This window comes from Segatella copri (assembly GCF_026015465.1).
GTDB classification, from domain to species: Bacteria; Bacteroidota; Bacteroidia; order Bacteroidales; family Bacteroidaceae; genus Prevotella; species Prevotella copri_E.
Genome location: NZ_JAPDUQ010000002.1, coordinates 890,205 through 917,182, shown reverse-complemented (window position 1 = coordinate 917,182; position 26,978 = coordinate 890,205). Strand labels below are relative to the sequence as shown.

Below are 26,978 nucleotides of genomic sequence, written 5' to 3'. Positions count from 1 at the left end.
GATAAACAATACAATGAAAATTCCCTGTTGCCGATGCTTGCCAAGTAGCATCAGTAACAGGGATTCTTCGTTTTACTCCTCATCCTTGTTCAGCTCATCTCCCATACGATACTTAATGTCGTAGTTGATGATGAAGTCGAGCTCTTCTTCTGTAAAGCCGTAATGCTTCGCCAGAAGCTTATCGATTTCGTCGATGATGGGCTTGGATTTGCTGATATGATATTCATATATATATCCATTTGCCCTGCTATCATATCTCGTTATTCTATTCTCTTTGTATGACGCAGATATAATATCTTTTTCAAGGTGTTCAACTTCCTTGATAGACACAGGATATTCATTGATGTGCCAGTTTCCAAAGTGCCAACAATCAGATATAGTCGAGTAAAATACATAAAATAGAGATGAATTTAAGATTTGGAAGACTTGATTTGAGTATTTGCCTTCACAATAAACCATCTTATATGATTTTATGGGTGTTAAGTATGGGATAAAATTAAAGGGGAAAATCCAATACGTTTCTCCATAATCCTTATAATATAATTGTACCCCATCACTTGATATAACACTATTGATATCTTTTTTCTTTGAATGAAGCTTTTTCCAAATATTTTTATGTAATCCACTTCCTATTTTAGGTATCAAATGCTCTCTGGCCGTATCAATAATGGCTTGTTCAAATTTTAAAGTTTTGAATAGGGTTTCACTATTATTGGTTCTTAAATACTTGGTTGTAAACACTTTTGTTTTGTTTGAATTCGAAAAGTGACAAATAGAGACACGTTGTGAAACACCTTCAAATAGCGATCTTGGTCTTATCGCACGATTTGTGATGTATATTGTATTATATTGATTGATAACATACATTCTTAATAATTCATAGTCACGTATTGATGTAAGACTCATTGGCACAATGAGACTACATCTTGAAGCTTGTGCATCTAAATTATAGAATCTTTCAATGCAATATGCATATAAGTTAGAATATCTATTTTTATATCCCTCTAAAGAGTAATTAATCTTTTTTGTTTCCACATACGGCGGATTGCCAATGATAACATCAAAGCCACCATTGCTATGCATGATATGATAATACTCCGCCAGCCAATGGAAAGGCTGGTGGCTGGAGAGCCATTCTTCATACGAAATGCTGGCATCTGATACCATTGAAGAAAAAAGCTTATGGTTCAGCAAGTCGTTAAGCCCAGAAAGCTTTGCCTTGAGCTGCATTTTAGACTCCTTAAACTCGCTTGCCTCCTCTTGCGAAGTAAGCTGAAGGTCCTTGAATTGCTCGTAGGCACGAGCCACAACCTCCATCTCCAATTCTACCTTGTCCTTGAACTCCTGCTTGGCAAACATGTCGCCATAATTCAAGTCATCATCCAATTCCTTTTCCGTAGCATATCCCACCAAAGTATTGCCGCAACGAATGTTGAAGTCGATATCCGGCAACGGATCCAGACCAAGATTATCGAGTCTTGGATTTACATCCACTACCGCCACCATTTTCAGGAACAGGCGCAGCTTGGCAATCTCTACAGCCTCTTCCATGATATCAACGCCATAGAGGTTGCGGAGAATGATACTCTTATAGATAAAGTACTGAATGTTACTTCGATACTTCTTGCTAATCTCTTCAAGTTCAGCTACGAATAACTTCTCGTTCTTCTGATGGAACTCCTCCATGCGGGTAATGCAGATTTCATACAATGGTTCCAGGATGTTCATGGCTGCAAACAGAAAGGCGCCACTGCCGCAGGTAGGGTCTAGGATAGAGACGTGCTGCATAGCATGATAGAAATGCTCTACCAAGAGATGGTCTTCCGTATTTAACAATAAATCGTATGTAAACTGACGGATATCGAGATTATAGGTGATGAAATCGTTGATTTCGTGAATCTCGCCAGCAGTAATCTTTTGCAGCAGATCATCGCAGCGCTGGAATCGCTCGATGGTTTCTCGCCATATCTCCGTAGGCAGATTGAATGGCTCCGGTGTGCGCTCGTTCCAATGGCTTCTGCGCTCCAGAAGTTGAGGCTGGGTGGTATCTACACCTTCTGCTATCTCGCCCGGGATGAGCGAGAGCCAATCTGCTGTATATCCGTGCTTCACGGCATCATAGATGTATTTGTCGCCGCTCTGCTGTAGGTTTTGCCAGATGTAACCCTTTTCCTTGAAATCCTTCTCAGAGGTGGTCTTCTTAACGCTGTCGAAAAGGAAGGGCAGGATGCAGTTCTTGCCTATGTATTCCGTAATGTCTTCCTTGGTGTAGTAGGCTCCCATCTGGGCACGGTCGTTGATGTATTGCTCAAAAATGTAGCCCAGCACGTCGGGGTTGATGTCTTTGCCCGATGCTGTGATGCGGGTATCCAGATGCCAGCGCCATTTATCGAAGAAATCGAAAAGGTGAAGGAACGCCTCGTCATCGATGTCAATATCCTTGAACATCTTTTCGATGTCGTGAAAATCGAACATGCCTCCGTTCAGATAGGGTATGCGGCCATATTTGTTAAGGAACGCCTCGTTACGCTGGTGTCCATTCAAGCCTTCATGGAAGAGGTGTATCAGGAAGCCCTTGTAGAATGACTGGAAGAATTCGTTCTCGCCACGCTCTCGTTGTACCATGCTGAGCTTGTCGCGCAGATAGTTCTCGTTCATATCCAGGAAACCTTTCTTCTGGATAAAATAACAGAACATCAGGCGGTTGAGCATCACGGATGCATACCATTGCTTCTCCTTGTTCTTCTTGTCGTCGGTTATCTCGTCGTTGATGCCTGTGATATATTTCACAAACTGGGTATGCTCTTTCTTGAATCCTGCGTAGAAATCCTTGGTTATCTTCTCTGAATTCACCATGAAGGCTCCCTGGATGCGCTGCTTCACATCCATGATGGTGGTGTCTTCGTTAAGATCGAAGCTCAGGTCGGGAATCTTGGTGTAAAGAAACTCTGCCTGGGCTACGCTGGCATACTCGATGGTTACGATGTCGCGCTTTTCCACTTTGTTTACCGGGGCAACCCACTGGTGGTGGAAGCCCTGCTGCTCTATGTAGATGCAGATGTAGTCGTGGGCTTGCTGGCGCAGTTTGATGTCTATTTTCTTACAGGTAGAAGCTGTCGGTATCTTCTCTACCAGGCAGGTAAGTATCTGAAAACCATTGCGCTCGGCAATGACCTCCATCTCGTAGTCAATTTCGTCGATGTGGGGCACGATGAAATCGGTCATACCCTTGGGGTTGTTCCATCCCATTTCTGTGACGAACAGTTCCTGGAAACTGGCTTCCTGTATATATTGGTTGAATTCTTTTCTTGTCATGTCTTGAATTATTATAAATGTGATTCACTCCATCTCAAACCCATCGAACAGATGATTTTAGGCTCTTTGTTGGAGTTGGTATCTTCGTCGATGATGCAGAGTTGGTTATTTTTGTGCATGTCGAGCACATACTCCACCAGGTCGTCGTTGCTCACGTTGTTCTGTCGCATCATTCTTCCCAGATTAAACTTGGCGGTTTCCTGGAGCGGATAGTTGTAGATGTCGTTGATGGCATATTTCAGCTCTTCCTTGTTCTCGTCGGAGAAGAAGAGATCTACAGGCTTTTCGTAATATCGCTCCAATCGCTGGATAATCTTGTAGCGGGTACTGAATCTGCTGCCTAGAATGCCGCCTACATGCGTGTTCTCGTCGCCGATGTTGTCTATGGCTTTCTTCACCAGGTCGTAATGCTGGTCGGCTGGCTCCATATTGGGCTCGTCGGCATCGCATTCCATGGCCTGGAGAATGCGCTTCTGCGACTGGCTCACGATTTCGCCCTTGCTGTTGTGCCAGGAGAGCACATCGAATCCACTTCGGGTCTGTGCATAGGTGATGACGCCATCATTCAGCCTGTCTGTAGTAGCCTTGGTGGCATTGATCATGTTGCTCAGGTGTGGGATGATGCGTTTCAGCTCGGGTTTGGCATCGGTGGCATTCTTCCATATCTGGTATGCCTGTGAAGCCAGGTCCACATCGTTGTCGTCCACATCGTCGAGCGAGCCGCTCTTTTCATTATACATATCTCGCAGGTTTTGCTCGTTGCCCTCGAAGAACACCTCGTCGCTTCCCACCACGTTGGCTGCCTCGTTGATGCGGTCGTTCAGGCGCTTGCGCAGGTTGATTACCTTTTCTACGCCTTCGGCAGGGAAGAAGGAATAGCAGTCGATGTGGTCGCTCTGCTGTCCGATACGGTCCACACGTCCGGCTCGCTGGATGAGTCGGATAATTGCCCATGGCAGGTCGTAGTTGATGATGATATGCGCATCCTGCAGGTTCTGACCTTCGCTCAGTACATCGGTGGCGATGAGGATTCGGCTCTGCTGGTCGGCAGGATAGCTCTTCTCGTTGCTCACAGGTGAGAAATGCTCCACGATGCTGGTGGTGTTCTTGCTGTCGCCCGTGGCGATGTCTATCTGCTCCACATTTTTCTTGCGGAGTTGGCGGCAGAGATACTTGGCGGTGTCGGAATACTGGGTGAAGAGCACGATCTTGTCTTTCGGATAGGTCTCTGTTAGGAGCTTGTAGAGTTCGTTGAGTTTCTGGTCTTCCTTCGTTTTCCATTGTCCGCAGAGCTGAATCATCTTGATGATGCATTGGCAATCCTTCTTGAGATTCTGCTTGAGTGTTCGCTTGAAGTACTTGCTGTTGAGCCAGTTTACATTATGCTTCTGCATCAGCAGTTCATAGTGTTTCTTGGCTTTCTGCTCGTAGTATTCCATTTCAGTAGGGATGATGAGGTCATCGCTGTCCTGGTTGTCATCACCTATATCAAACATTCCGTTGACATCTTCATCTTCCATGAAGTCATCGGGTAGGGAGTTCTCGTCGCCGATGGGCAGATTGAGCTTGTTGTCGATGGCATAGAGGAAGATGGCGTTGCGCAGGATGTGGCGCTTCAGAGTGAGCAGGAAGGCGAAACCGCTGCTGTCCATTCGCTTGAAGAAGGTGCTTTTGCAGAATCCCATGATGCGCTGACCTGCTTTCGAGAGGTTCTCGATGAGCTGTTTTTCGGCTCGGGATGCTTCTTCTGCCTTGGCTTCATTCAGATATTTGGTAAGCCCATAGCGTGGCAGCAGAAGTTCTTCCATCATTGCTACCATTTTTTCAGAATAGAGGCGGCTATACTGGTCGCCCTGTTGAGTCTTGAACTTTAGGGCTTTCGGTATGCGGTCGGGGAAATACGACTTGCTTCCATCCGGGAACTGCAGGTATTTTCTGCCATTGCTTTCGTCCGTTAAGGCAAAGTTATCCTTAATGAAGGTGCGGGTGCGGCGAACCAGGAAGAGTTTCATCAGTTCGCTCCAATCATCTGTCTTGTCGCTTTGTTCAAACGACTTGATGCTGCGGATGTGGATGTCGCTATGCTTGCGCTGAAACTCTCGCTCGCCTCCCAGACTTTGGATGTAAGCTTCCGGGCGGATGCCAAGGTCCTGGTCGTCGCTCAGGAAAAGTTTCAGCTGGTTGGCCAGGTCGGAGAAATCCTTGTTGTATGGAGTAGCGGTAAGCAGCAGGGTTTTGCAATCCAGTTTATGAATCAATTCCTGGATGTTGTGATATCGCTTTCCGCTGCTGTTGCGCAAGTTATGGCTTTCATCTACGATAATCAGTCGGTAGTTCCAGGTGTTCTCCACGTCAATGGGTTTCTGCATCGAGACGATGTCTGCTTTGAGATCGTATTTCTGCTTGTATTTTGCCCACATGTCCTGCAGGTTGGCTGGACAGATGATGAGGGTGCTGCTGGCGTAGGTCATCTCATAGATTTTGGCGATGGCGCAGGCGGTGATGGTCTTTCCCAAACCCACCACATCGCCTATCATGGCTCCGTTTCGCTTGTCGTTATTAAGATGCTTGGCTGCAATCTTCACCGCATTCTGCTGGAAATCGAAAAGGGTGTTGCGGAATTCGGGTGGAAGCGTGAATTCCTTGATGCCCGAACGTGCCTCCTGACTGAGATGATATACCGTCTTGAGATAGATATAATAAGGTGGGATATCTTCTTCGCCAGCCCAACTGTTGTCGATGGCATCAATCAGTTCTTTGGTGATGTCAATGCAGAACTTGTCGTTCCATCTTGCATCAAACCATTCTGAAAGTTTCTCTGCACTGTCGCTATCGGCAAACTCTGCATTCAGCTCTCCCTGTCGGGTTAATCCGGAGTAGGTAAGGTTACTGCTACCCATGATGGCCTGGATGGGGTTGAAGTTGTCGTCTGGCCGATATGCAAGATAAAGCTTGGCATGTAGGGGCTCTCGAAGATAGAGCCTGACGCATACTTTCTCTTCCTTCATCTGTGCGGAGAGTCGGCGGAGTGTCCATTCATCGTTTTTCGATGGGAGTCCCAGCAGGAGCTGCTTTTTGAAGTCTCGGGAAATGGCTATTTTGCATTTCTGCACATACTCGGCATCAGGCAGTTGTTTCTTGCCGGAATAGAGACTTCGCACGAGGTCTTCGTCTGGTCGGTGCATACCGATGAGGAGTCGGCAGGTGCGGAATATGCGGTAGTTCTGTTCATATACAAAATCACCGGATAGCTGGTCAACCTCATTGACAATAAGGTTCCAGCCACGCAGGTTGAAGTAACCCACGCAGAAATCAACGCGCTTTACGCCCACGTTGGAAATAATGCCCTGGAGCCCATCGGTGAACTTGGTTTCCAGGTTGTCATAGATACGAGCCATGTGATTGCTGTTTATAGGGTACAACAATCTCTAGCAGTTTCAATCTTTAGATTTGTTTGCATAATTGGTAGGAGCTTTAAATCTTGTTACTGAAATCTGTAAATTCTCAAAATGTCTTTTCGAGGGAATAAAAAGAGCGTACCCTCCACCTTGTTGTATCTCTAAACAAGGCAGCTCCTACCACAGATGGCCTAAAGTGTGAAATACAAAAGGAGAGGATACGCCATATCTAGGCGCATCCATTCTCACTTTCAGTTCACACTTGTTGAATTTTGCTTTGGTAGGAGCTATTCTGTTTAGAACTTCCAGTCGAATCGATACGAATCTAATCGTTAACCCACGAAAATAGAGCAGGTTTGGCATTTGCCTCGCCATACTTGGGCACAAAGGTACTACAAAATCTTGGATTGACAAAAAAATAATCTCATTTTTCTTTGCGATTTCCAAATAAAAGCGTAACTTTGCAAGCGTATTTACGATTTTAAAAGGGAAATGTATGGGTGCAGTATATGTTATACAAGGTATATTGATTTATATTTATGCTTTTGACCATAATCCCCCACATGTACATGTGAGAAGTGGTGAAGGTGAATTCACAATTACAATTAAGGATAGAATTGTGGAAGGAAGAGCTAAGTCTAAAACCATTCATTTGATAAATGACTTTCTTGATGAACATGTCGAGGAAATCATGGAATTATGGGATAAGGCTCAGCGAGGTGAAACAATCAAGAAAGTACAACGTTAAAAATTGAAGATTATGATACTAACAGTTAAAGATGTAGATTATTTAGGAGATTATACTCTTCTTTGTACATTTAATGATGGAGTGACGAAGAAGGTTGATTTGCAGCCTCTTTTGAAATATCCGGCATTTGCAGAATTGAAGGACAAGAAAAAGTTCGTTCAATTCGGACTAGACCAAACTATCTTCTGGTATAATGGAGCTGATATTGCTCCGGAATATCTCTATGATAATGGTGTTATGGCTTAAAGATTTCTTAGGTTGAAAGACAGTCAGCCTTTCCATAAAAATAGGCTGAGCCATCATGCGATGACTCAGCCTTAATTCTTTTTTATCCATTCAGAACTTTACTGCTGAACAGGAATCTTCTTGACGCGACGCTCGTGACGGCCACCCTCGAATGTTGTGGCAAAGAACTCGTCGAGAATAGCCTCGGCGGTCTTGTTGTCTACGAAACGACCTGGAAGTACCAATACGTTGGCATCGTTGTGCTGACGAACCAAATGAGCAATCTCCTTGCACCATGCCAATCCGGCACGTACACCCTGATGCTTATTCAATGTCATGGCGATACCTTCGCCGCTGCCGCAAATGCCGATACCTGGATATACTTCTCCGCTCTCAATGCCATTAGCAAGAGCATGACCGAAGTCAGGATAGTCTACACTCGCATCGCTGTATGTACCATAATCCTTTACAGGATAACCCTTCTTTTCCAAATATTCCAAAACGAATTGCTTCAATGGAAAACCTGCGTGATCGCATGCAATACCAACTGTCTTTACTTCCATAATACTTAAGTTTTTAAGTGAAGAACGAAGAGCAAACTCTTCATTACATCACAAGGTTAATATAAAAGAGTGATAGGAGTTAGATGCTGTAAACCAGATGATTGCCTGATGACAAAAACTGATACCAAACTTCTAACTCCTAACTTATCAAACTAATTAAGCTTCAGCCAAGAAAGCCTTTACCTGCTTGTAAACGTTCTCGCCTGTGTAACCGAGCTTCTCATCAAGTACCTTGTAAGGAGCTGAGAAACCGAAGCTCTCCATACCCCAAACCTTACCATTAGCGCCTACGAGACCCTCGAGAGTTACAGGAAGACCGGCAGTCATACCGAAAATCTTAGCGTTCTTTGGCAATACGCTCTCCTGATATTCCTTGCTCTGACCACGGAACAAGCCCTCTGATGGAGCACTTACCACGCGAACCTTGATGCCGTCGGCACGCAAAGCATCGCAACCAGCCTCCAATGTAGAAACCTCAGAACCGCTTGCTACCAGGATAACGTCTGGATTCTCGTCGCTGCCTGCTACGATGTAAGCACCCTTAGCAGCCTGCTCGTAATCATTACCCTCTGGCAACTTAGCGATGCCCTGGCGAGAGAAGATCAAAGCTGTAGGAGTCTCAACGTTCTCCATAGCGAGCTTCCAGCAAACTGTAGTCTCGTCAGCATCAGCTGGACGGAATACGCGGACGCTGTCCTTACCTGCGTGGTTCTTTAACTTCTCCATGAGGCGAATCTGTGCCTCCTGCTCAACTGGCTCGTGAGTAGGTCCATCCTCACCAACGCGGAATGCATCGTGAGTCCAGATGAACTTCACTGGAACCTGCATCAGGGCTGCGATACGTACAGCTGGCTTCATATAATCAGAGAATACGAAGAATGTACCCATTGCTGCAACCACACCACCGTGGAGCATCATACCGATACACATATCAGCCATAGTCAACTCTGCAACACCTGCCTGGAAGAATGCACCTGAGAAGTCACCGCGAACGATGCTCTTGGTCTTCTTCAAGAAGCCATCAGTCTTATCAGAGTTAGAAAGGTCAGCAGAAGCACAGATCATGTTAGGAACCTGCTCTGCCAAAACACCGAGACAAGCAGCAGATGCTGCACGTGTAGCTGAACCAGCCTTCTGCTCAACCTTGCTCCAGTCTACCTTAGGAGCCTTGCCGCTGAACCACTCATCCATCTGGGCAGCCTTCTCTGGGTTAGCCTTGCGCCACTCAGCCTCTGCAGCCTTGCGCTCAGCTACGATCTTCTTCAACTCCTCAGCACGCTTAGCGTAGATTTCCTTTACATCGTCGAAGATAACGAATGCATTCTCAGGATCACCACCGAGGTGCTTGATTGTATTTACGTATGCGTCGCCACCGAGAGGAGCACCGTGAGTATTGATGCAAGCCTCGTAACTTGTACCGTCTGCGCGGAGGGCACCCTTACCCATTACTGTCTTACCGATGATGAGGGTAGGGCGGTCCTGCTCCTTCTGGGCAGCATCGAGCGCCTCACGAATCTGAGCTACGTCGTTACCGTTGATCTTGATGACATTCCAGCCCCAAGCCTTGTACTTCATCTCTGTATCCTCGTTCATTACAACGCCACACTCTGTAGAGAGCTGGATGTCGTTAGAATCGTAGAACATGATGAGGTTGTTCAGACCGAGGTTACCGGCGATACGACCAACACCCTGAGAGATTTCCTCCTCTACAGCACCATCAGAGATGTATGCGTAGATCTTGTGCTGCATCATGGTTGAACCCAGACGAGCCTCGAGGAACTTCTCTGCAACAGCTGCACCAGCTGCAAGGGCATGACCCTGACCGAGAGGACCAGATGAGTTCTCGATACCACGCTGAAGGTCGAGCTCTGGGTGACCAGGAGTTACAGAACCCCACTGGCGGAACTGCTTGAGGTCTTCCATAGAGAAGAAACCACGCAAAGCCAAACCAGCATAGAGCATAGGGCTCATGTGACCTGGGTCGAGGAAGAAACGGTCACGACCTGTCCATGTTGGATCTGCTGGATCATAAACCAGGTACTCAGAGAAGAGCACGTTGATGAAGTCAGAACCACCCATAGCACCACCTGGGTGACCGGAATTAGCCTTTTCTACCATTGAAGCAGCCAAGATACGGATGTTATCAGCTGCATGATTCATTACTTTAATGTCGTTCATAATTTTATATTTATTATTGTTGTTATTTCTGCTGAAATATTCTTGTTTTTCTAGCTCTGAAGGCTACTCAAAAGAAGGATACTTCCTTTTTTTGCCTTCAAAGATACTATTTTATTTTCAAAACTACGATAGATTTTGCAGGAATTTTTACCTTAAGGGTGTTTTTCTTTACTTTTGCATCCTTAAAAACTGCAGGCTTCACTACATCCGGGTGTGCGAAGTCGTTGTAATCGCTCACCTTGTTGCAGGAAAGAATCTGTCCTGTTACAGCTTTTGGAGCAGCTGCACCATCCAGATTAAACTCTACCTGCTGAGCCTTGTCAAGACTGACATTGGCAAGAGCAACCACAATGGTTCCATCTGCCTTTTTGGCTGCAGAAGTAGATACCAATGGAATCTTTCTTCCATCTTTTGCGTGATCATCGCCGCGAACATCCATAGAGTCGCACTTTACATCCATTGGGAGATAGGTTGCCTCCTGGAAGTCCTTGTACATGTTGAATACATGATAGGTTGGAGTCAGAACCATGTGACCTGTTCCCTTTGTATCTGTCAGGATCATTGACTGGAGTACGTTGACAATCTGTGCGATATTGGTCATCTTCACACGCTCTGTATGGCGGTGGAATACATTCAGCGAGAGTGCAGCAACGAAGGCATCGCGCATACAGTTCTGCTGATAGAGGTGGCCCTTGATAGTGCCAGGCTCCTCATCCCACCAGGTTCCCCATTCGTCAACGAGGAGGGCAACCTGCTTCTTTGGATCAGCCTTGTCCATGATAGCCTCGTGCTTCTTGATGACATCTTCTATGCCGAGCGCCTTGCCCATAGTCCAGTAGTAATCCTCATTGTTGAACTTGGTGGCAGAACCCTTGCTGCCTGTCCAGCCTGTTACTGTATAATAATGTAGAGAGATGGCGTTGGCACGGTTGCCGATACGGTCCATCAATACCTTAGTCCAGTTATAATCGTAATCGCTCGCTCCAGATGCAATCTTATAGAGCTGGTTCCCGTCATAGTTGCGGCAATAAACAGAGTAGCGGCGGAAGAGATCTGAATAATACTCAGGACGCATGTTGCCACCGCAGCCCCAACTTTCGTTACCAACACCGAGGTATTTTACCTTCCAAGCCTTGTCGCGGCCGTTCTGTCGGCGGAGTTTTGCCATAGGAGTATCTCCATCGCTGGTCATATATTCCACCCACTTTGCCAATTCCTCAACAGTGCCGGAACCCACGTTACCGCTGATGTAAGGCTCGCAACCCAACATCTCGCAGAGATTCAGAAACTCGTGTGTACCGAAAGAGTTGTCCTCAATGGTTCCACCCCAGTTGTTGTTCTGCATCTTTGGTCGCTTCTCACGTGGACCGATACCATCCATCCAGTGATACTCGTCAGCGAAGCATCCTCCAGGCCATCTTAATACAGGCACTTTCAGGTCCTTGAGGGCTTGGAGCACGTCGTTGCGGTAACCCTGAGTGTTAGGAATCTTAGAATCAGGACCTACCCAAAGTCCGCCATAGATACAGCTTCCGAGATGCTCGGCAAACTGGCCGTAAATCTCCTTATTGATTTTCTGTGTTCCTTGGTTGGCATGGATTGTTCCTGTAACATCCTGAGCTTGAGCTGAGAATGCAACTGCTGTTGAAAGCAATGTGGTAGCGAAAAGTTTCTTCATCATTGTTCTTATTATTTGTTGTTGATTTTTAGTATAATACGTTTGTGGAGGTATAATCCCCACAAACGTATTTATCGTTTAGTTACTTTTTGTTCTCAACTGCTGCCTTTTCGATAGCAAGACCAGCCTTGTAAGTTTCGATGTACTTATCGAAACCAGCAACATCTTCTGCAGTTGGTGCAATCTCTACACCAGTATTGCCTGCGAATACTTTCTTGTCGAGATAATCTGCCAGGCTCAACTTCTCATCGTTGTTAACGAGATAACCTGCGAGCAGGGCGATACCCCATGCACCACCTTCGCCTGCTGTCTCCATGACAGAGATAGGGGAGTTAATGGCTGCAGCGAGGATGCGCTGACCTACACCCTTGGTCTTGAACAAACCGCCATGACCTGTGATGCGATCTACCTGTACCTTCTCGTCCTTGAACAATACATCGTTACCAATCTTCAATACAGCTACTGAAGCATAGAGGTTGGCACGCATGAAGTTGGCAAGGTTGAAGTGGTCGTTGGCAGAACGTACGAACATAGGGCGACCTTCTGCAAGACCTGTTACAGGCTCACCAGAGATATAGTTGTAAGCAATCAAGCCACCGCAATCTGCATCGCCTTCAAGAGCGTGGTTGTAGAGCTTGCCGAATACCTCGTTCATATCTACTGGAACACCGAGCAACTCCTGATATTGCTTGAACAAACCTACCCATGCATTGAGGTCTGAAGTACAGTTGTTGCAGTGAACCATTGCTACAGGGCTGCCGTCTGGAGTAGTCACCATATCAATGACTTCGTAAGGTTGGCTCAAGGCTTTCTCCAATACAATCATAGAGAAAGAAGAAGTACCTGCACTGACGTTACCTGTGCGCTGACGTACAGCGTTGGTAGCTACCATACCAGTACCTGCATCACCTTCTGGAGGACAGAGTGGGGTGCCTGCCTGAAGTGTGCCTGATGGGTCGAGCTTCTTTGCACCTTCCTCGGTCAATACGCCAGCATCTTCGCCTGCGTTCAGTACCTCAGGGAGAATGTCGAGAATCTTCCAGCCCAGGTTCTTAGGCTCGATGAGCTTATCGAACTTAGCTACCATCTCTGCATCGTAGTTGTTGGTGTTAGAGTCGATAGGGAGCATACCTGATGCATCGCCTACGCCCAAAACCTTCTTGCCTGTGAGCTGCCAGTGGATATAACCGGCGAGAGTGGTAAGGAAGTCAATCTTGTTGATGTGGTCCTCACCATTCAGGATAGCCTGATATACGTGAGAGATACTCCAACGCAATGGGATGTTGAAGTGGAAGAGCTCTGAAAGTTCAGCTGCAGCCTTGGCTGTATTGGTGTTACGCCATGTGCGGAAAGGAACGAGAATGTTCTCATCCTTACCGAAAGCCATGTAGCCGTGCATCATCGCAGAAATACCGATGGCAGCCAACTGCTTGATTTCGCAGTCGTACTCAGCCTTCACGTTCTTGCGGAGGTCGGCATAACAATCCTGCAAACCTTTCCAGATTGTGTCGATGCTGTAAGTCCAGAGACCATCAACCAACTGGTTTTCCCACTCAAAGCTACCCTGTGCGATAGGGTTGTTGTCGGTGTCGATCAAGACAGCCTTGATTCTGGTAGAGCCAAACTCGATACCGAGAATGGCCTTACCTGATTCTATAATAGTTTTTGCGCTCATTATTGATTCTTTCTTTAATGTAAGGAACAAAGAGAAAAGCATAGGAATTCTTCACTCTTCGTTCTTCACTCTTCACTTAAATTATCTCAACGCCTTGTTGAGCATGTAGTAAATCTCGTTGTTGCGGAGCTGCTGCTTGAAGCTGCTGATAGTTGTGTTCTTGTCGATGTTGACGAACTCAATACCGAGAATCTCGCAGAAGTCTTCCCAGTACTCAGCAGTGATATCGTAAGAGAATGCACTGTGGTGAGTACCACCAGCGAGGATCCAAGCACCTGCACCAATCTCGAAGGTTGGCTGTGGAACCCAGAGAGCTGAAGCTACAGGGAGCTTAGGCATTGCCTTTGGCTCGATGCACTCTACCTCACTTGCGATGAGACGGAAACGGTTGCCGAGGTCAACTACAGTTGCCTTAACACCCTTACCTGTTTTAGATGTGAATACCAAACGGGCAGTCTGCTGCTTGCGGATACCGATGCCGAGGAAGTGAACCTCGAGCTTTGGCTTGTCTGTTGCGATAAATGGGCAAACCTCGAGCATGTGGCTCTGGAGGCTAGATGTGCGGTCGGCAGCGAAGTTGAGTGTGTAGTCCTCGAGGAATGAGCAACCCTTCTCCAAGCCCTGGTTCATTACCCAGAGTGTGCGGTAGAGGCAAGCTGTCTTCCAGTCACCCTCAGCACCGAAACCATAACCCTCTGCCATCAGGCGCTGTGAAGCCAATCCAGGAATCTGGTCGAAACCGCAGAAGTTTGGATCGTCGATATCAGCATCGCCGAGGTCATCGAAGTTGGTTGTGAATGCTACTGCGTTCTCATCCTTCAATACGCGACGGAGAGCGATCTCAGCCTTAGCTGCGTTCTTCACCTTCTCCCAATATACTTCCTCGCCAGACTCATCAATCTTGATGGTATACTCCTTCTTGTACTCCTCAACGAGAGCATCAGCTTCTGCATCAGTTACCTTCTTGTAGTACTCCATGAGTGAAGATACTGGGTAGTAATCTACATGGTAACCCAAGCGCTGCTCGAATTCTACACGGTCGCCATCTGTTACGGCAACGTTGTTCATGTTCATACCGAACATCAGGCAGCGTACGTTGTGAGCATCAGCAACACCTGCAGCTACGCGAGCCCATGTTGCAATCTGCTTCTGAGCCTCTTCGCTCTTCCAGTAACCTACAACTACCTTTCTAGGGATGCGCATACGGGTGCAGATATGACCGAACTCGATGTCGCCGTGGGCTGACTGGTTGAGGTTCATGAAATCCATATCGATAGAATCCCAAGGGAGTTCTGCATTGTACTGAGTGTGGAAGTGGAGGAGAGGCTTCTCGAGAGCCTGCAAGCCCTTGATCCACATCTTAGCTGGAGAGAAGGTGTGCATCCATGTGATGATACCTACACACTTCTCGTCGTTGTTGGCAGCCTTCATGACAGCCTCTACCTCTGCAGAAGAGTTAGCTGTACCCTTGTAAACTACCTTGATTGGAATGATGCCACTATTGTTCAGACCATCTACCATGTCTTTTGAGTGACCATCTACTATCTTAACTGTTTCGCCTCCGTAAAGAAGCTGTGCACCAGTTACAAACCATACCTCTAAATTTTCAAATGCTTTAATCATGATTGTTTGTTGTATTAATTGTTATTGTTAATGTGATTTAATATCTTTATTTGAAACACCCTTTAATTAGTGCTTTTTCTGTCCGTAGTAAGCGTTAGGACCGTGCTTGCGGTTGAAGTGCTTCTCTACGAGCAATGGGTTCATGGTGGTATTTGGATTAACTGAGAATGAGATGAAAGCCATCTTGGCCACCTGTTCAGCTACTACTGCGTGATAAACAGCCTGGTCAGCATCCTTACCCCATGTAAAAGGACCATGGTTCTTAACCAATACGCCAGGAGTATGAACTGGGTTGATGTTATCTTTCTTGAAACGGTCAACGATGACAACACCTGTGTTGTGCTCATATTCTGCCATCATATCCTCTGTCATCGCATCAGTGCAAGGGATGCAATCGTGGAAGTAATCAGCATGAGTTGTACCAATGTTAGGGATGTCCAAGCCAGCCTGTGCCCAAGCGGTAGCATAAGTAGAGTGAGTATGAACTACGCCACCCAACTCTGGGAATGCGCGGTAGAGAACCAGGTGGGTTGGAGTATCAGATGAAGGATTCAGGTCGCCTTCTACTACCTTACCTGTTTCCAAGTCTACCACTACCATATCGCTAGCCTTCATGGTGTCATAATCGACGCCTGATGGTTTGATGACAACCAGACCTTTCTCGCGGTCAATACCACTTACATTACCCCATGTAAAGAGCACGAGGTTGTGCTTAACGAGATCAAGGTTTGCCTTGAACACTTTTTCTTTTAATTCTTCTAACATAATATCTTTTGTTTTAAGTTGTTTATTCTATTTCAAGTTGAACGATGGGTCTTCCTCGTATGCTTTTTTGTTGAAGCGGTAGAGGGCGGCGCCTCGTTTCGAGTTGACTTTATCGATGAGTTCTGTTTTCTCGATGAAGTCGATATCCTTCACGCGTTTGCGGAAGTTGCGCTTATCAATCTCTTCGCCTATTACTGCCTCGAATACATGCTGAAGCTGTGTCAGCGTAAAGAGGTCTGGGAGGAGTTTGAAGCTTAATGGCTCATGATTGATGCGGCGGCGTATCTGTGCGATAGCGTTGCGGATCATGAGTTTGTGGTCTGAGTAAAGTTCTGGAAGTTCGTTCAGACTAACCCATTCCAATCCGTGTTCTACACGGAGGCTGTCATCATAGTCTTTCACATTGATGAGAGTGCAATAGGCGATAGAGATAACTCGCTCACCTGGGTCACGGTCGATGCGGCCGAAAGCTCCTACTTGTCTTATATAGAGGTTTTTCATTCCAGTAAGTTCCAGGATGACTCTGTTAGCTGCATCTTCGAGATTTTCTGTTGCGCCAACGAAACCACCATAGAGTGACCATTCGCCTCTTCCCGGGTCCATCTTGCGTTTGCCTATCAGTACCTGGAGGTTGCTACCGTCGAAACCGAAAATGATACAATCGACGGATACTAATACTTTGGAGTATTCATTATAAAACTGGGTCATGGTCTTTCTACTGTTTTGATGTAATGATTCAATGTATGTATAGTTGTGTTCTTTTGCTTGCTCTTCATAGAGCAGGTTCGAGAGGAAAATCAAGGAGTAAGAAGGAGAAGAAAGGATCGCGGATTTTTTCAACAGAAACAGTTTTGTCTGATCTTTGAGAAAATTCCAGACTCCTCACTTCTTACTCCTGACGTGAATAATATTTTACCAGAAGTATGCGTAGAATGCTGCGCAGAGGCCGATTACTACGAGGGTACCGATAATATCGAAGGCACCCCAACTCTCACGGATAGACTTCTTGAAGTCTGATGTGAAGGTGATTGCCTCTACCTGCTCCTTGCTTGGAGCTGGAGTGAAGCAGCTTACTACTACCATGAAGATGATGAGGAATACGAGCAACCAGCACTCGAATACGAGCCAGTTGGTCTGCCAGAACCATGCGGTGTAATCCCAGAATGCACCATTCATTGTAGCCTTACCTGTATCAGTGATGACGTTGGTAACGAGGCGGAGCATACCGATGAGGAAACCTGTAATCATGGTGTATTCACCTGCCTTTGGAGTAATCTTCTTAAAGAAGATACCCATTGCAAATACGGCTACCATGGCTGGAGCCAGGAGTGACTGGATACCCTGGAGATAGTTGTACAAAGTATCCATCTTCATCATGATTGGCAACCATGCGAAACCGAGAACTACAACTACTACGGTAGCGATACGGCCAACGAGTACGTAGTGAGCCTCAGACATGCCCTTCTTTAATGGCTTGTAGAAGTCCTCGGTGAAGAGGGTAGCACAGCTATTGAAGAATGCTGCCAATGAAGCAACGAGTGCGCAGATGAAACCGATTGTTACGATACCCTTGATACCTGCAGGAAGAACGGTCTTTACCATGATGGCGAAGGCTGCATCAGTCTCGTTCATCTGGATGGCACCCTTCTGAGCCAAGGCTGCTGCAATCATACCTGGAATCAGGAACATGAAGCAAGGGAGTACCTTGAAGAAACCGGCTGCGATAGTACCGCGGCGGGCACGCTTCATAACCTCTACGTTGCTCTCACCAGGAACCTGACCGAGTACACGCTGAACGATGTGCTGGTCAGTACACCAGTACCAGAAACCGATGATGGTTGCACCGATGAATACTACGAAACCAGGATACTCCTGGTACATAGAGTCACCTGCCTCCCAGTGGAACATGTGAGTTGTACCATAACCATTGTTCAGCTTGCCGCAGTAATCCATCATGTCGGCCCAACCAGCAGCTATGCTGCCACCGCCAAGGGTAGAGAGACCGAGGAAGAGTACGAGGAAAGAACCAATGACGAGGATAGGAGTCTGGATAGTTGACAATGTCATCACGCCCTTCATACCACCGAATACGGTGAAGATGGTGGTGAGGATAATCAAGCCGATGGCACCAACCCAGAAGTTCAAGCCCCAAAGATATTCGAAGAAGATACCACCTGTAAGGGCTGTAACGCTCACCTTAGTAAGGATGTAAGCTACGAGGGTGATGATAGAGAGCCATGAACCTGTGCGCTGGGTATAGCGGAACTTCAGGAAGTCTGGCATGGTGATGATCTTACCCATCTTGTTGATGAGCAACTGGTAGAAAGGTACGAACAGCCAACCCAAGATGAGGATCATCCAGCCCTGCATCTCCCAGTGTGCCATACCGACACCACTCTTGGCACCTGTACCAGCCAAACCAACGAGGTGCTCAGAACCAATGTTGGCAGCAAAGATAGCCATACCGATTACATACCATGGCTCACCCTTACCGAAGAGGTAGGCAGAAGAGTCTTCACCTTTCTGAGCCTTTCTGTCTTTCACGATTGCGTGCCAGACAGCCCAAATTACGCCGATAACTCCAATGGCGAGTATAGCCCAATCAAGCCATACGAATTCTGTTGAATTCCAATTCATAATTACTATAAGATTGTTTGTTTATTATTATTTGTTTATTCTTTTCTTTTATTGGATGCTTATTATGTTAGTTTTTTATCCAGCACATTTCGTTTTTTGTCATTGCGAAAACTTCTTGTTGGATGTTAGCTGTTCCGGCGGACTTTATCCGCCGGTTCGCTAACTTTTAAACTAACTTACGCTTACTTTTTAACGCTGAATTTGTAAGCGAGGTGAGAATAGTATTTCTCTCCTGGCTTCAATGTGGCATCTGTCCAATCCTTTACACCCTGAGCAATCTTGGTTGGAGAATCAGGATATTTCTGGCTCTCGAAGCAAACGCTTACGTGTTTAGGATACTTGATGCCATGCTTGCAGGCAATACCTGTGCCTTGGAAGTTACCGGTGTAAACCTGAATGCCTGGCTCGTTGGTAAATACTTCAAGAAGGATACCGCTCTTTGGTGAGTAGAGGCTTGCGCAAACTGTTTTGTCATCGCCCTTACCATTCTTATATGTGTTCAAACACCAGTTGTGGTCGTAACCTGTGGCATTCTTAATCTGATCAAAGTTATAATCAACTTTCTTGCCGATTTCTGCAGGTTTACGGAAATCCATAGGGGTTCCATCGACACTCTTGATTTCACCAGTAGGGATGTAAAGTGAATCTGCAGGAGTGAACTTATCTGCATTGATGTACATTACCTGATCGAAACCTTCCTTAGATGGATCGCCATTCAAGTTGAAGTAACTGTGGTTGGTCATATTGACAATGGTCTCTTTGTCTGTTGTAGCGCCAAACTCGATGTCGAGTGTGTTGTCACTCTTGACAGTATATTTAGCTGTTGCTGTTACGTTGCCAGGGAAACCATTCTCGCCATCCTTCGCATTGATAGTGAAGGTAACGGATGAGTCGTTCTTCTCTGTAATGTCGTAAACCTGGTTCAACCATCCTGTAGCACCACCACCATGCAGGCAGTTGCCATTATCATTTGCCTTCAACTGGTATGTTGAACCAGCAAGTGAAAGTTTAGCATCCTTGATACGGTTGGCATAACGTCCTACAGAAGAACCATAATCTGAAGGAGAGTTAAGTGTGTCAGCATACTGATGGATATTATCGTAACCAAGAACCACATCTGTTGGCTTTCCGTCCTTGTCTGGAACGGAAATGGAAACGACACGTCCACCATAATTGGTGAGGCAAACTTCCATGCCGCTTGCATTCTTGAGAGTTACTAACTCAGTCTTCTTGCCCAATACTGTTGAATCGAAATCTGCTGGATTCAAACCAGATTGTGTGAGACTTGCATTGCTGCTTGATGAACAAGCTGAGAGGGTAGCGATAGCCGCAAAACCAACTCCCATAAATAGGGTCTTAAATGTACTCATTTTTAGGCTGTTTTTTATTGTCTATTCATTTTGGGTGTAAAATTACAATTTTATTTCGAATCAGCAAGCGTTTTCCCTAACTTTTTTTCTTCTAAAGTGTCTTTTTAACACTATTTGTATGAAAACGCCTGTTTTTGGCTTATTTGGGACAAAAAAACTGCAGTTAGCAAATACTAACTGCAGTTCCTTATATTATATATAATGTATATATTAGCAAACCTTGTGAGAACCCTCAGAGATGATTACAGGGTAAATCTCTGGAGCATGACCATATTTGGCTGTGAACTTAGCTGTAACGTCCTCAACGAACTTGTCGTAGATATCGTCCTTTACCAGGTTGATGGTGCAGCCACCGAAGCCACCGCCCATGATACGGCTACCAGTAACACCGTTCTCCTTAGCAACATCGTTTAAGAAGTCGAGTTCCTCGCAGCTTACCTCGTATTCCTTGCTCAAGCCGTGGTGAGTCTCGTACATCTTCTGACCTACTGTCTCGTAGTCGCCCTTCTCAAGAGCATCGCAGACAGCCAATACGCGGTCCTTCTCGCCCAATACGAAGTGAGCGCGGCTGTAATCCTCTTCGCCTACCTCAGCGCGAACCTCTTCCAACTGCTCCCATGTGCAATCACGGAGAGTTTCGAACTTAGCTTCTTGGTGCTTTGCTGCAATGTGCTTAACAACATTTTCGCAAGAGTTGCGACGGTCGTTGTATGGAGAACCTGCCAACTCGTGCTTTACCTTAGAGTTTACCAGGCAGAGTTTATAGCCCTTAGGCTCGAATGGGAAGTATTCAAATTCGCGGCTGTTGCAATCGAGGCGCATCAACTTACCTTCCTTACCGAAAACAGAAGCAAACTGGTCCATGATACCGCAGTTAACACCTACATACTTGTGCTCAGTAGCCTGGCCTGCGAGAACGAGATCCCATTTAGAAACCTTGTTGTCACCGAAAAGGTCGTTCAAAGCAAAAGCAAAACAGCTTTCAAGAGCAGCAGAAGAAGACATACCTGCACCGAGAGGCACATCACCATAGAATGCTGCATTGAAACCCTTTACGTCAACGCCCAATGCCTTCATCTCCTGGCAAACACCATAGATGTAACGTGCCCATGAAGCGCGAGGACCTTCAGGATCATTAACCTTGAATTCAACACGGTCCTTCAAGTCGATAGAGTAGAGCATGACGGTATCTGTTCCGTTAGGACGGATTTCTGCCATAATACCCTTATCTACTGCACCTGGGAAAACAAATCCACCATTATAATCGGTATGCTCGCCAATCAAGTTAATACGACCTGGTGACATGTAGATGTTACCTGTTTTACCATCGAAATGCTTGATGAAGCGGCTTCTTACTTTTTCAATATCCATAATTAGTTAAGTTTTTGTTGAGTTGTTACTAAAGATTTGATTATATGATTTAGCCCAAAGACTATATAAGCCTTAGGGCTAATTTATTTCGTGTTATTAATCAACAGGAATATCCTTGTTGATGTTCTTGCAACCAGCTACAGCATAGAAGAACATGTATGCCATACAGATGAGAGGTACAATGTAACTAGCCATATAGCCAGCATTGTCTGCGATGAAGTTCTGTACCAATGGCATCAATCCGCCACCTACTACCATCATCATGAAGATACCTGAAGCCTGGGCTGTATACTTACCAAGACCCTCGGTAGCGAGGTTGAAGATAGAAGACCACATGATAGAAGTGCAGAGACCGCAGAGTACCAGGAACATGGCAGCGATAGGCACTGTTACCATCTGGAATGATGTACCTGTAAATACAGGCATTTCTACTGTTGTTGACTTGCCGAGAAGTACGGCGAGTACGATAAAGATCATACCTGCACCATTGGCAATCATCATCATCATGCGGCTAGATACCTTGTCAGCAATAAAACTGGAGCAAAGACGACCAACCAGCATCAGGAGCCAATATGTACCTGCAACGAAACCACCGATAGCTGCTGCATTTGCCAAGGCTGTACCATTGATGAAACCACCACCATTTGCTGTTGTATCAGAAATGTAGAAGTTCAATGTTCCAGGAATGCCTACCTCAACACCTACATAAACGAAGATTGCGATAACGCCGAGGTTGAAGTGGCGGAAAGCCCATGGTGAATGCTCGAATACAGTCTTGTCTGTAGTCTTACCCATCTCTGGATCCTGGATAGGGATGAAGTTCAAGATAACGAATGCTGCTGCGAATACGGCAAGGGCAATGTAAAGTACGAGGTTCACATCTACCATTTTGGTATTAGCAGTAACAGTACCGATAAGGGCACCTACGAGCATTGGAGTTAAAGTTCCGGATAAACTGTTCAATGTACCACCGATGAGGTTCAACTGGTTACCGCGGTTACCACCACCACCGATGAGGTTCAACATTGGGTTTACAACAGTATTCAAAATACAAACTGCGAAACCTGAGATGAACGCACCGAAGAGGTAAACGGCGAAGCCTGAGATGTCGGCACCGAACTTACCTGAAAGGAACTGGATGAGCACGCCTACGAATCCGGTAGCGATACCGGTGAGGGCGGTCTTCTTGTAACCGATTTTGGTGAGCAACTTACCTGCAGGGATACCCATGAAGAGGTAAGCCAAGAAGTTCATGGCGTTACCCAACATACCGATCATGTTAGCACTTCCGCTGTCAGCGAATACATTTTTCCAAATAACTCCGATAGGAGCAGCCAAATTCGTTACGAACGAAATCATGGCGTAGAGGAACATCATCGTGATAATGGCGATGATATTGCCATTTTTACTTTGGTTTTCCATTTTTTTTGATAGTTGATATTGTTATTTGTTATTATTATTTGCGAAAAGCTTGTTATACTCTTTTTGAAGAGGTTATTGATTCTCTTTTATGGTAAAGAGGTTGCTACTCTTTTCTTCTAAGAGGTTGTTTCTTCTTTAAAGACGTTAAGACTTCTCTTTAAGATTGTTGTCGCGCTGGATGAGTTTTGTCATTCAAGCGCGAAAATGGAGCAAGTGCTGTTTAGAGTACCTGCTCCATGATTTATTCTGATTTATTTGTCAATTCCAAACTTATAGATTGTCTTCTGGGTGTATGTTTCACCCGGATTTAATCTGCAACTTGGGAAATAGGTGTGATTTGGAGTGTCTGGGAACTTCTGTGCCTCGAAGCAGACTGCACTGCGACGTGGGAATGTTGCACCAAACTGTCCTGAGATACCTGCAAGGAAATTACCTGTGTACATCTGCAAACCTGGTTCTGTGGTATAAACCTCCATGGTACGGCAGCTTACAGGGTCTTTTATACGGGCAGCGAAACTCAACTCACCTTCTTCTGTCTTGTTCAATACATAGTTGTGGTCATAGCCCTGACCATTCTTGATCTGCTCGTTGTCTGCATTGATGTCCTGACCAATTGGCTTTGGTGTACGGAAATCGAATGGTGTGCCCTCAACCTTCAAAATCTCACCTGTAGGGATAGAATACTCATCGATAGGGAGATAGTAGTTTGCGTTTACCTCACAGATGATATTGTCAACTGTTGGGGTAGGATTAGCAATACCCTGGATTGAGAAGAAAGCGTGATGTGTCAGGTTGCAGATGGTTGTCTTGTTGGTTGTAGCCTGATACTTGATAACGAACTCATTGTCGTCGGTCAATGTGTAAGCTACCCAAACTGTCAACTCACCAGTGAAGCCTTCTTCACCATAAGGGCTCGTGTATTTCAATACGACAGCGCTATCACTCATGCGGGTTGCATCCCAAACTTTGGTGTGGAAACCTGTAGGTCCACCATGCAGGTGGTTGGGACCATCGTTGCATGCCAAGTGATACTCCTTGCCGTGAAGTATGAACTTGCCTTCTTTAATACGGTTGCCATAACGACCGATGAGCACACTCAAGAATGGCTCTGGTGAGTTGATGACGTCCTGTATGTTGTCATGGCCTTGGATGAGGTTGGCATAGTTGCCATCCTTGTCTGGCATCATGATGGCTACGACTGCTCCACCATAGTTAGTCACTGCAACTTCGTTGCCTTGCTTGTTTCTCAACACGAAGAGATCAGTCTTCTTGCCATTCACTGTGGTCTGAAAATCTTCTCTTTTCAAACCACACTTATTTGCTGGTTCTGTATTCATAATATCTCACTTTTTTTAGTTACCTTACTCTGGTTTAAGTAATGTACTGCAAAGTAACTAAAAAAAAATGAGTATTACAAATATTTTATGAACTTTTTGATTTAAAAAATCCTAAAACGATTCTGATAGCAAATCAGCAACGACGTAACTTGATCCGCCAATAAAGATAAAATCTTCTTTTTTTGCGTTTGCTTTTGCTTTGTTAAATGCTTGTGCGATAGTTTGATAGCATGTTCCGTTTAAGCTGTGCTTTTGCGCGTATCCGTATAATTTGTCTACAGGAATCGCTCTTTTGGTTGATGGCTGTGTCCAATAGAAAATCATGCTTTCTTTTGGCAACTTTTCTAATAGTCCCATTACATGCTCTACATCTTTGTCGTCAACCATTCCGAAGACAATATGTTTCGTATCGGCTTTGACGGATGCAATCTGAGGTTCCAGATACTCCCATCCGGCAAGGTTATGTCCCGTATCACAGATGGTGAGTGGGTGCTCGTTGAGTTTTTCCCATCTGCCACGTAAGCCTGTCAGCTCGCATACATGTTCGAAGCCGTTCTTTATGCTTTCATCTTTGATTTCTATTCCTTCTTCCTTCAGGCATTCTACGGCTGCGGATATGGTGCAGAAGTTCTTTTTCTGATAGTTGCCTTTCAGTTCGAAGTTCATGTCTGCGTCAGTTGCATGTGCAAAATGGATAGGAGAATTCTGCTCATGGGCTTTCTTGATGAATACAGGTTGGGTCTCTTCGTTCCATTCGCCAATAACGACAGGAATCTGTGGCTTGATGATACCCGCCTTTTCGCCTGCAATCTCGCCGAGTGTATTCCCGAGGAATTGGGTGTGGTCAAAACTGATGTTCGTGATAACGGATAGGATAGGAGTGATGATGTTGGTACTATCCAGTCTTCCTCCCAATCCAACTTCGATGACGGCAAAGTCTACCTTTTGTTCTGCAAAATACTGAAATGCCATCATGGTGGTCAGTTCAAAGAACGAAGGATGTAGCGGTTCGAAGAATTTCCGGTTGTTTTCTACAAAGTCGATTACATACTCTTCGCTTACCATCTCACCATTTACGCGAATGCGTTCTCTGAAATTTACAAGATGTGGAGATGTGAACAGACCGACCTTATAGCCCTGGCTCTGCAGGATTGCAGCAAGGGTATGGGATGATGAACCTTTTCCGTTGGTTCCTGCAATGTGGATACATTTATATTGGTTATGAGGATGTCCGAAGTGTTCATCCATTTTATACATCGTATCAAGCCCAGGTTTGTATGCCTTGGCTCCAATCTTTTCAAAAACCGGCGTGCTGGTGAAAAGATATTCAACAGTTTCTTGATAATTCATGTTATATGTTATACCTTATTATATATACAGATAATCCCCGAAAAGAGCGAACCGTTCTTTCGAAGATAGTTCGCCCTCTTCGGGGATTGCTCTTTACTGTTTATTTTTTAAAGAGATTCTTGAAACTTTCAAAGAGAGATTTCTTCTCTGCATTATCTGCTTTGAAATTATCGCATTCCTTGAATTTCACAACAAGATCCTTTTCTTCCTTGGTCAGAGAGGTAGGTACGAAAACGGTAATATTGACGATAATATCACCACGGCCATAACCATATCCCTGAATAGCCGGCATACCTTTGCCACGCAAACGAATCTGTTTGCCAGGTTGTGTGCCAGGTTCTATTTTGATTTTTGTCTTGCCATCCAAGGTAGGGACTTCTACCTCGCCACCCAAAGTGGCAGTTGCAAAGTCAAGAACAAGATTATGGTATAAGTCCTGACCTACACGCTCGAAATCATCGTTCTTTTCTACGCTTACCATTACCTGTAGGTTTCCGTAGAGACCATTGTGCTTGCCTTGGTTACCCTTTCCTTCAACGGTAACAACCATATCGTTGTCGACACCTGCAGGAATATTGATTTCTACGAGTTCCTCGCCCTTCACGATTCCGTCACCACCGCATTCCTTACATTTGTTCTTGATGATAGTTCCCTCACCGCCACACTTTGTACATGCAGCCTGAGTTTGCATCATGCCGAACATGCTGCGCACTGTTTTTAAGACATAGCCGCTTCCATGACATTCCGGACATGTTTCTGGCTGGGCACCACCTTCGCAACCTGTTCCGTGACATGCAGAGCAAGTTACATCCTTGCGAATCTTGAAGCGCTTGGTAACACCTGTTGCTGCCTCTTGGAGAGTCAGTTTTACTCTTACGCGAAGGTCGCCACCCTGGTAAACCCGCTTCTGTGAGCCGCCGCCGAAACCACCGCCACCAAAGCCGCTGAAACCGCCGTGTCCGCCAAAGATATCTCCAAACATAGAGAAGATGTCGTTCATGTCCATGCTGGCACCACCGCCGAATCCGCCGAATCCACCTTGTGGGCCGTCGAAACCAAACTGGTCATACTGCTGGCGCTTCTGGGCATCGTGGAGAACTTCGTAAGCTTCGGCAGCTTCCTTGAATTTCTCTTCCGCCTCTTTGTTGCCAGGGTTGCGGTCTGGATGATACTTGATGGCTATCTTTCGATACGCCTTCTTTATTTCGTCTTCTGATGCCGACTTGTCTACGCCCAGCACCTCATAATAGTCTCTCTTAGCCATTTGCTTATTTCAAATATTGAATTTTCTTGCAGAATTCTAATGGAATGTTCTGGATTTTG

At 45.7% G+C, this 26,978-nt stretch carries 18 protein-coding genes; 2 read left to right on the top strand and 16 right to left on the bottom strand.

All coding sequences use genetic code 11. The features are described from left to right. Positions 1 to 72 precede the first annotated feature (72 nt). Positions 73 to 3,315 (bottom strand): BREX-1 system adenine-specific DNA-methyltransferase PglX, encoded by a 3,243-nt coding sequence (locus ONT08_RS10960; protein WP_264959915.1) that lies wholly within the window; start codon positions 3,313 to 3,315, stop codon positions 73 to 75. A gap of 11 nt (positions 3,316 to 3,326) precedes the next feature. Next, the gene (locus ONT08_RS10955; protein ID WP_264959914.1) at positions 3,327 to 6,713 is read right to left on the bottom strand and encodes a helicase-related protein; all 3,387 of its coding nucleotides are present in this window, start codon (positions 6,711 to 6,713) and stop codon (positions 3,327 to 3,329) included. Positions 6,714 to 7,209: 496 nt separating this feature from the next. Here ONT08_RS10955 and ONT08_RS10950 point away from each other — a divergent pair, with 496 nt between their 5' ends. Both ONT08_RS10950 and ONT08_RS10945 read left to right on the top strand, forming a co-directional pair. Beyond that, positions 7,210 to 7,461 carry a DUF4160 domain-containing protein gene (locus ONT08_RS10950; protein WP_117586867.1) on the top strand — a complete coding sequence of 84 codons (252 nt, stop codon included), beginning with the start codon at positions 7,210 to 7,212 and terminating at the stop codon, positions 7,459 to 7,461. Between the two features lie 12 nt (positions 7,462 to 7,473). Next, complete coding sequence (locus tag ONT08_RS10945; protein ID WP_006846784.1) at positions 7,474 to 7,707, top strand: DUF2442 domain-containing protein; 234 nt, start codon at positions 7,474 to 7,476, stop codon at positions 7,705 to 7,707. 98 nt (positions 7,708 to 7,805) lie between these two features. Here the strand turns inward: ONT08_RS10945 and rpiB are convergent, their stop codons facing one another. From rpiB to dnaJ, 14 genes are all read right to left on the bottom strand, one after another. Beyond that, positions 7,806 to 8,249, bottom strand: a complete 444-nt coding sequence (rpiB, locus tag ONT08_RS10940; protein WP_118078814.1) for a ribose 5-phosphate isomerase B — start codon at positions 8,247 to 8,249, stop codon at positions 7,806 to 7,808. 156 nt (positions 8,250 to 8,405) lie between these two features. Continuing rightward, complete coding sequence (locus ONT08_RS10935; protein ID WP_254974450.1) at positions 8,406 to 10,427, bottom strand: transketolase family protein; 2,022 nt, start codon at positions 10,425 to 10,427, stop codon at positions 8,406 to 8,408. Positions 10,428 to 10,533: 106 nt separating this feature from the next. Next, on the bottom strand, positions 10,534 to 12,108 hold the full coding sequence (locus ONT08_RS10930; protein ID WP_118200311.1) for an alpha-N-arabinofuranosidase: 1,575 nt from the start codon (positions 12,106 to 12,108) through the stop codon (positions 10,534 to 10,536). A gap of 79 nt (positions 12,109 to 12,187) precedes the next feature. Then, positions 12,188 to 13,780 carry a xylulokinase gene (locus ONT08_RS10925; protein ID WP_119227430.1) on the bottom strand — a complete coding sequence of 531 codons (1,593 nt, stop codon included), beginning with the start codon at positions 13,778 to 13,780 and terminating at the stop codon, positions 12,188 to 12,190. 81 nt (positions 13,781 to 13,861) lie between these two features. Beyond that, on the bottom strand, positions 13,862 to 15,403 hold the full coding sequence (araA, locus tag ONT08_RS10920; protein ID WP_264959913.1) for an L-arabinose isomerase: 1,542 nt from the start codon (positions 15,401 to 15,403) through the stop codon (positions 13,862 to 13,864). A gap of 66 nt (positions 15,404 to 15,469) precedes the next feature. Next, positions 15,470 to 16,168: an L-ribulose-5-phosphate 4-epimerase gene (locus ONT08_RS10915; protein ID WP_006846778.1), complete on the bottom strand. Its 699-nt coding sequence runs from the start codon at positions 16,166 to 16,168 to the stop codon at positions 15,470 to 15,472. Positions 16,169 to 16,195: 27 nt separating this feature from the next. Further along, positions 16,196 to 16,876 carry an NUDIX hydrolase gene (locus ONT08_RS10910; RefSeq protein ID WP_040552774.1) on the bottom strand — a complete coding sequence of 227 codons (681 nt, stop codon included), beginning with the start codon at positions 16,874 to 16,876 and terminating at the stop codon, positions 16,196 to 16,198. Positions 16,877 to 17,080: 204 nt separating this feature from the next. Beyond that, positions 17,081 to 18,805, bottom strand: a complete 1,725-nt coding sequence (locus ONT08_RS10905; RefSeq protein ID WP_264959912.1) for a sodium:solute symporter — start codon at positions 18,803 to 18,805, stop codon at positions 17,081 to 17,083. Positions 18,806 to 18,987: 182 nt separating this feature from the next. Next, on the bottom strand, positions 18,988 to 20,175 hold the full coding sequence (locus ONT08_RS10900) for an aldose epimerase family protein (RefSeq protein WP_264959911.1): 1,188 nt from the start codon (positions 20,173 to 20,175) through the stop codon (positions 18,988 to 18,990). A gap of 210 nt (positions 20,176 to 20,385) precedes the next feature. After that, positions 20,386 to 21,546: a galactokinase gene (galK, locus tag ONT08_RS10895; protein WP_117586872.1), complete on the bottom strand. Its 1,161-nt coding sequence runs from the start codon at positions 21,544 to 21,546 to the stop codon at positions 20,386 to 20,388. A 96-nt stretch (positions 21,547 to 21,642) separates the two neighbouring features. Further along, positions 21,643 to 22,968: an MFS transporter gene (locus tag ONT08_RS10890; protein ID WP_006846773.1), complete on the bottom strand. Its 1,326-nt coding sequence runs from the start codon at positions 22,966 to 22,968 to the stop codon at positions 21,643 to 21,645. Between the two features lie 251 nt (positions 22,969 to 23,219). Beyond that, on the bottom strand, positions 23,220 to 24,305 hold the full coding sequence (locus tag ONT08_RS10885) for an aldose epimerase family protein (RefSeq protein ID WP_181985916.1): 1,086 nt from the start codon (positions 24,303 to 24,305) through the stop codon (positions 23,220 to 23,222). Positions 24,306 to 24,416: 111 nt separating this feature from the next. Then, complete coding sequence (locus ONT08_RS10880) at positions 24,417 to 25,655, bottom strand: bifunctional folylpolyglutamate synthase/dihydrofolate synthase (protein WP_264959910.1); 1,239 nt, start codon at positions 25,653 to 25,655, stop codon at positions 24,417 to 24,419. Positions 25,656 to 25,755: 100 nt separating this feature from the next. Then, on the bottom strand, positions 25,756 to 26,919 hold the full coding sequence (gene dnaJ / locus ONT08_RS10875; RefSeq protein WP_203054279.1) for a molecular chaperone DnaJ: 1,164 nt from the start codon (positions 26,917 to 26,919) through the stop codon (positions 25,756 to 25,758). Positions 26,920 to 26,978 lie beyond the last annotated feature (59 nt).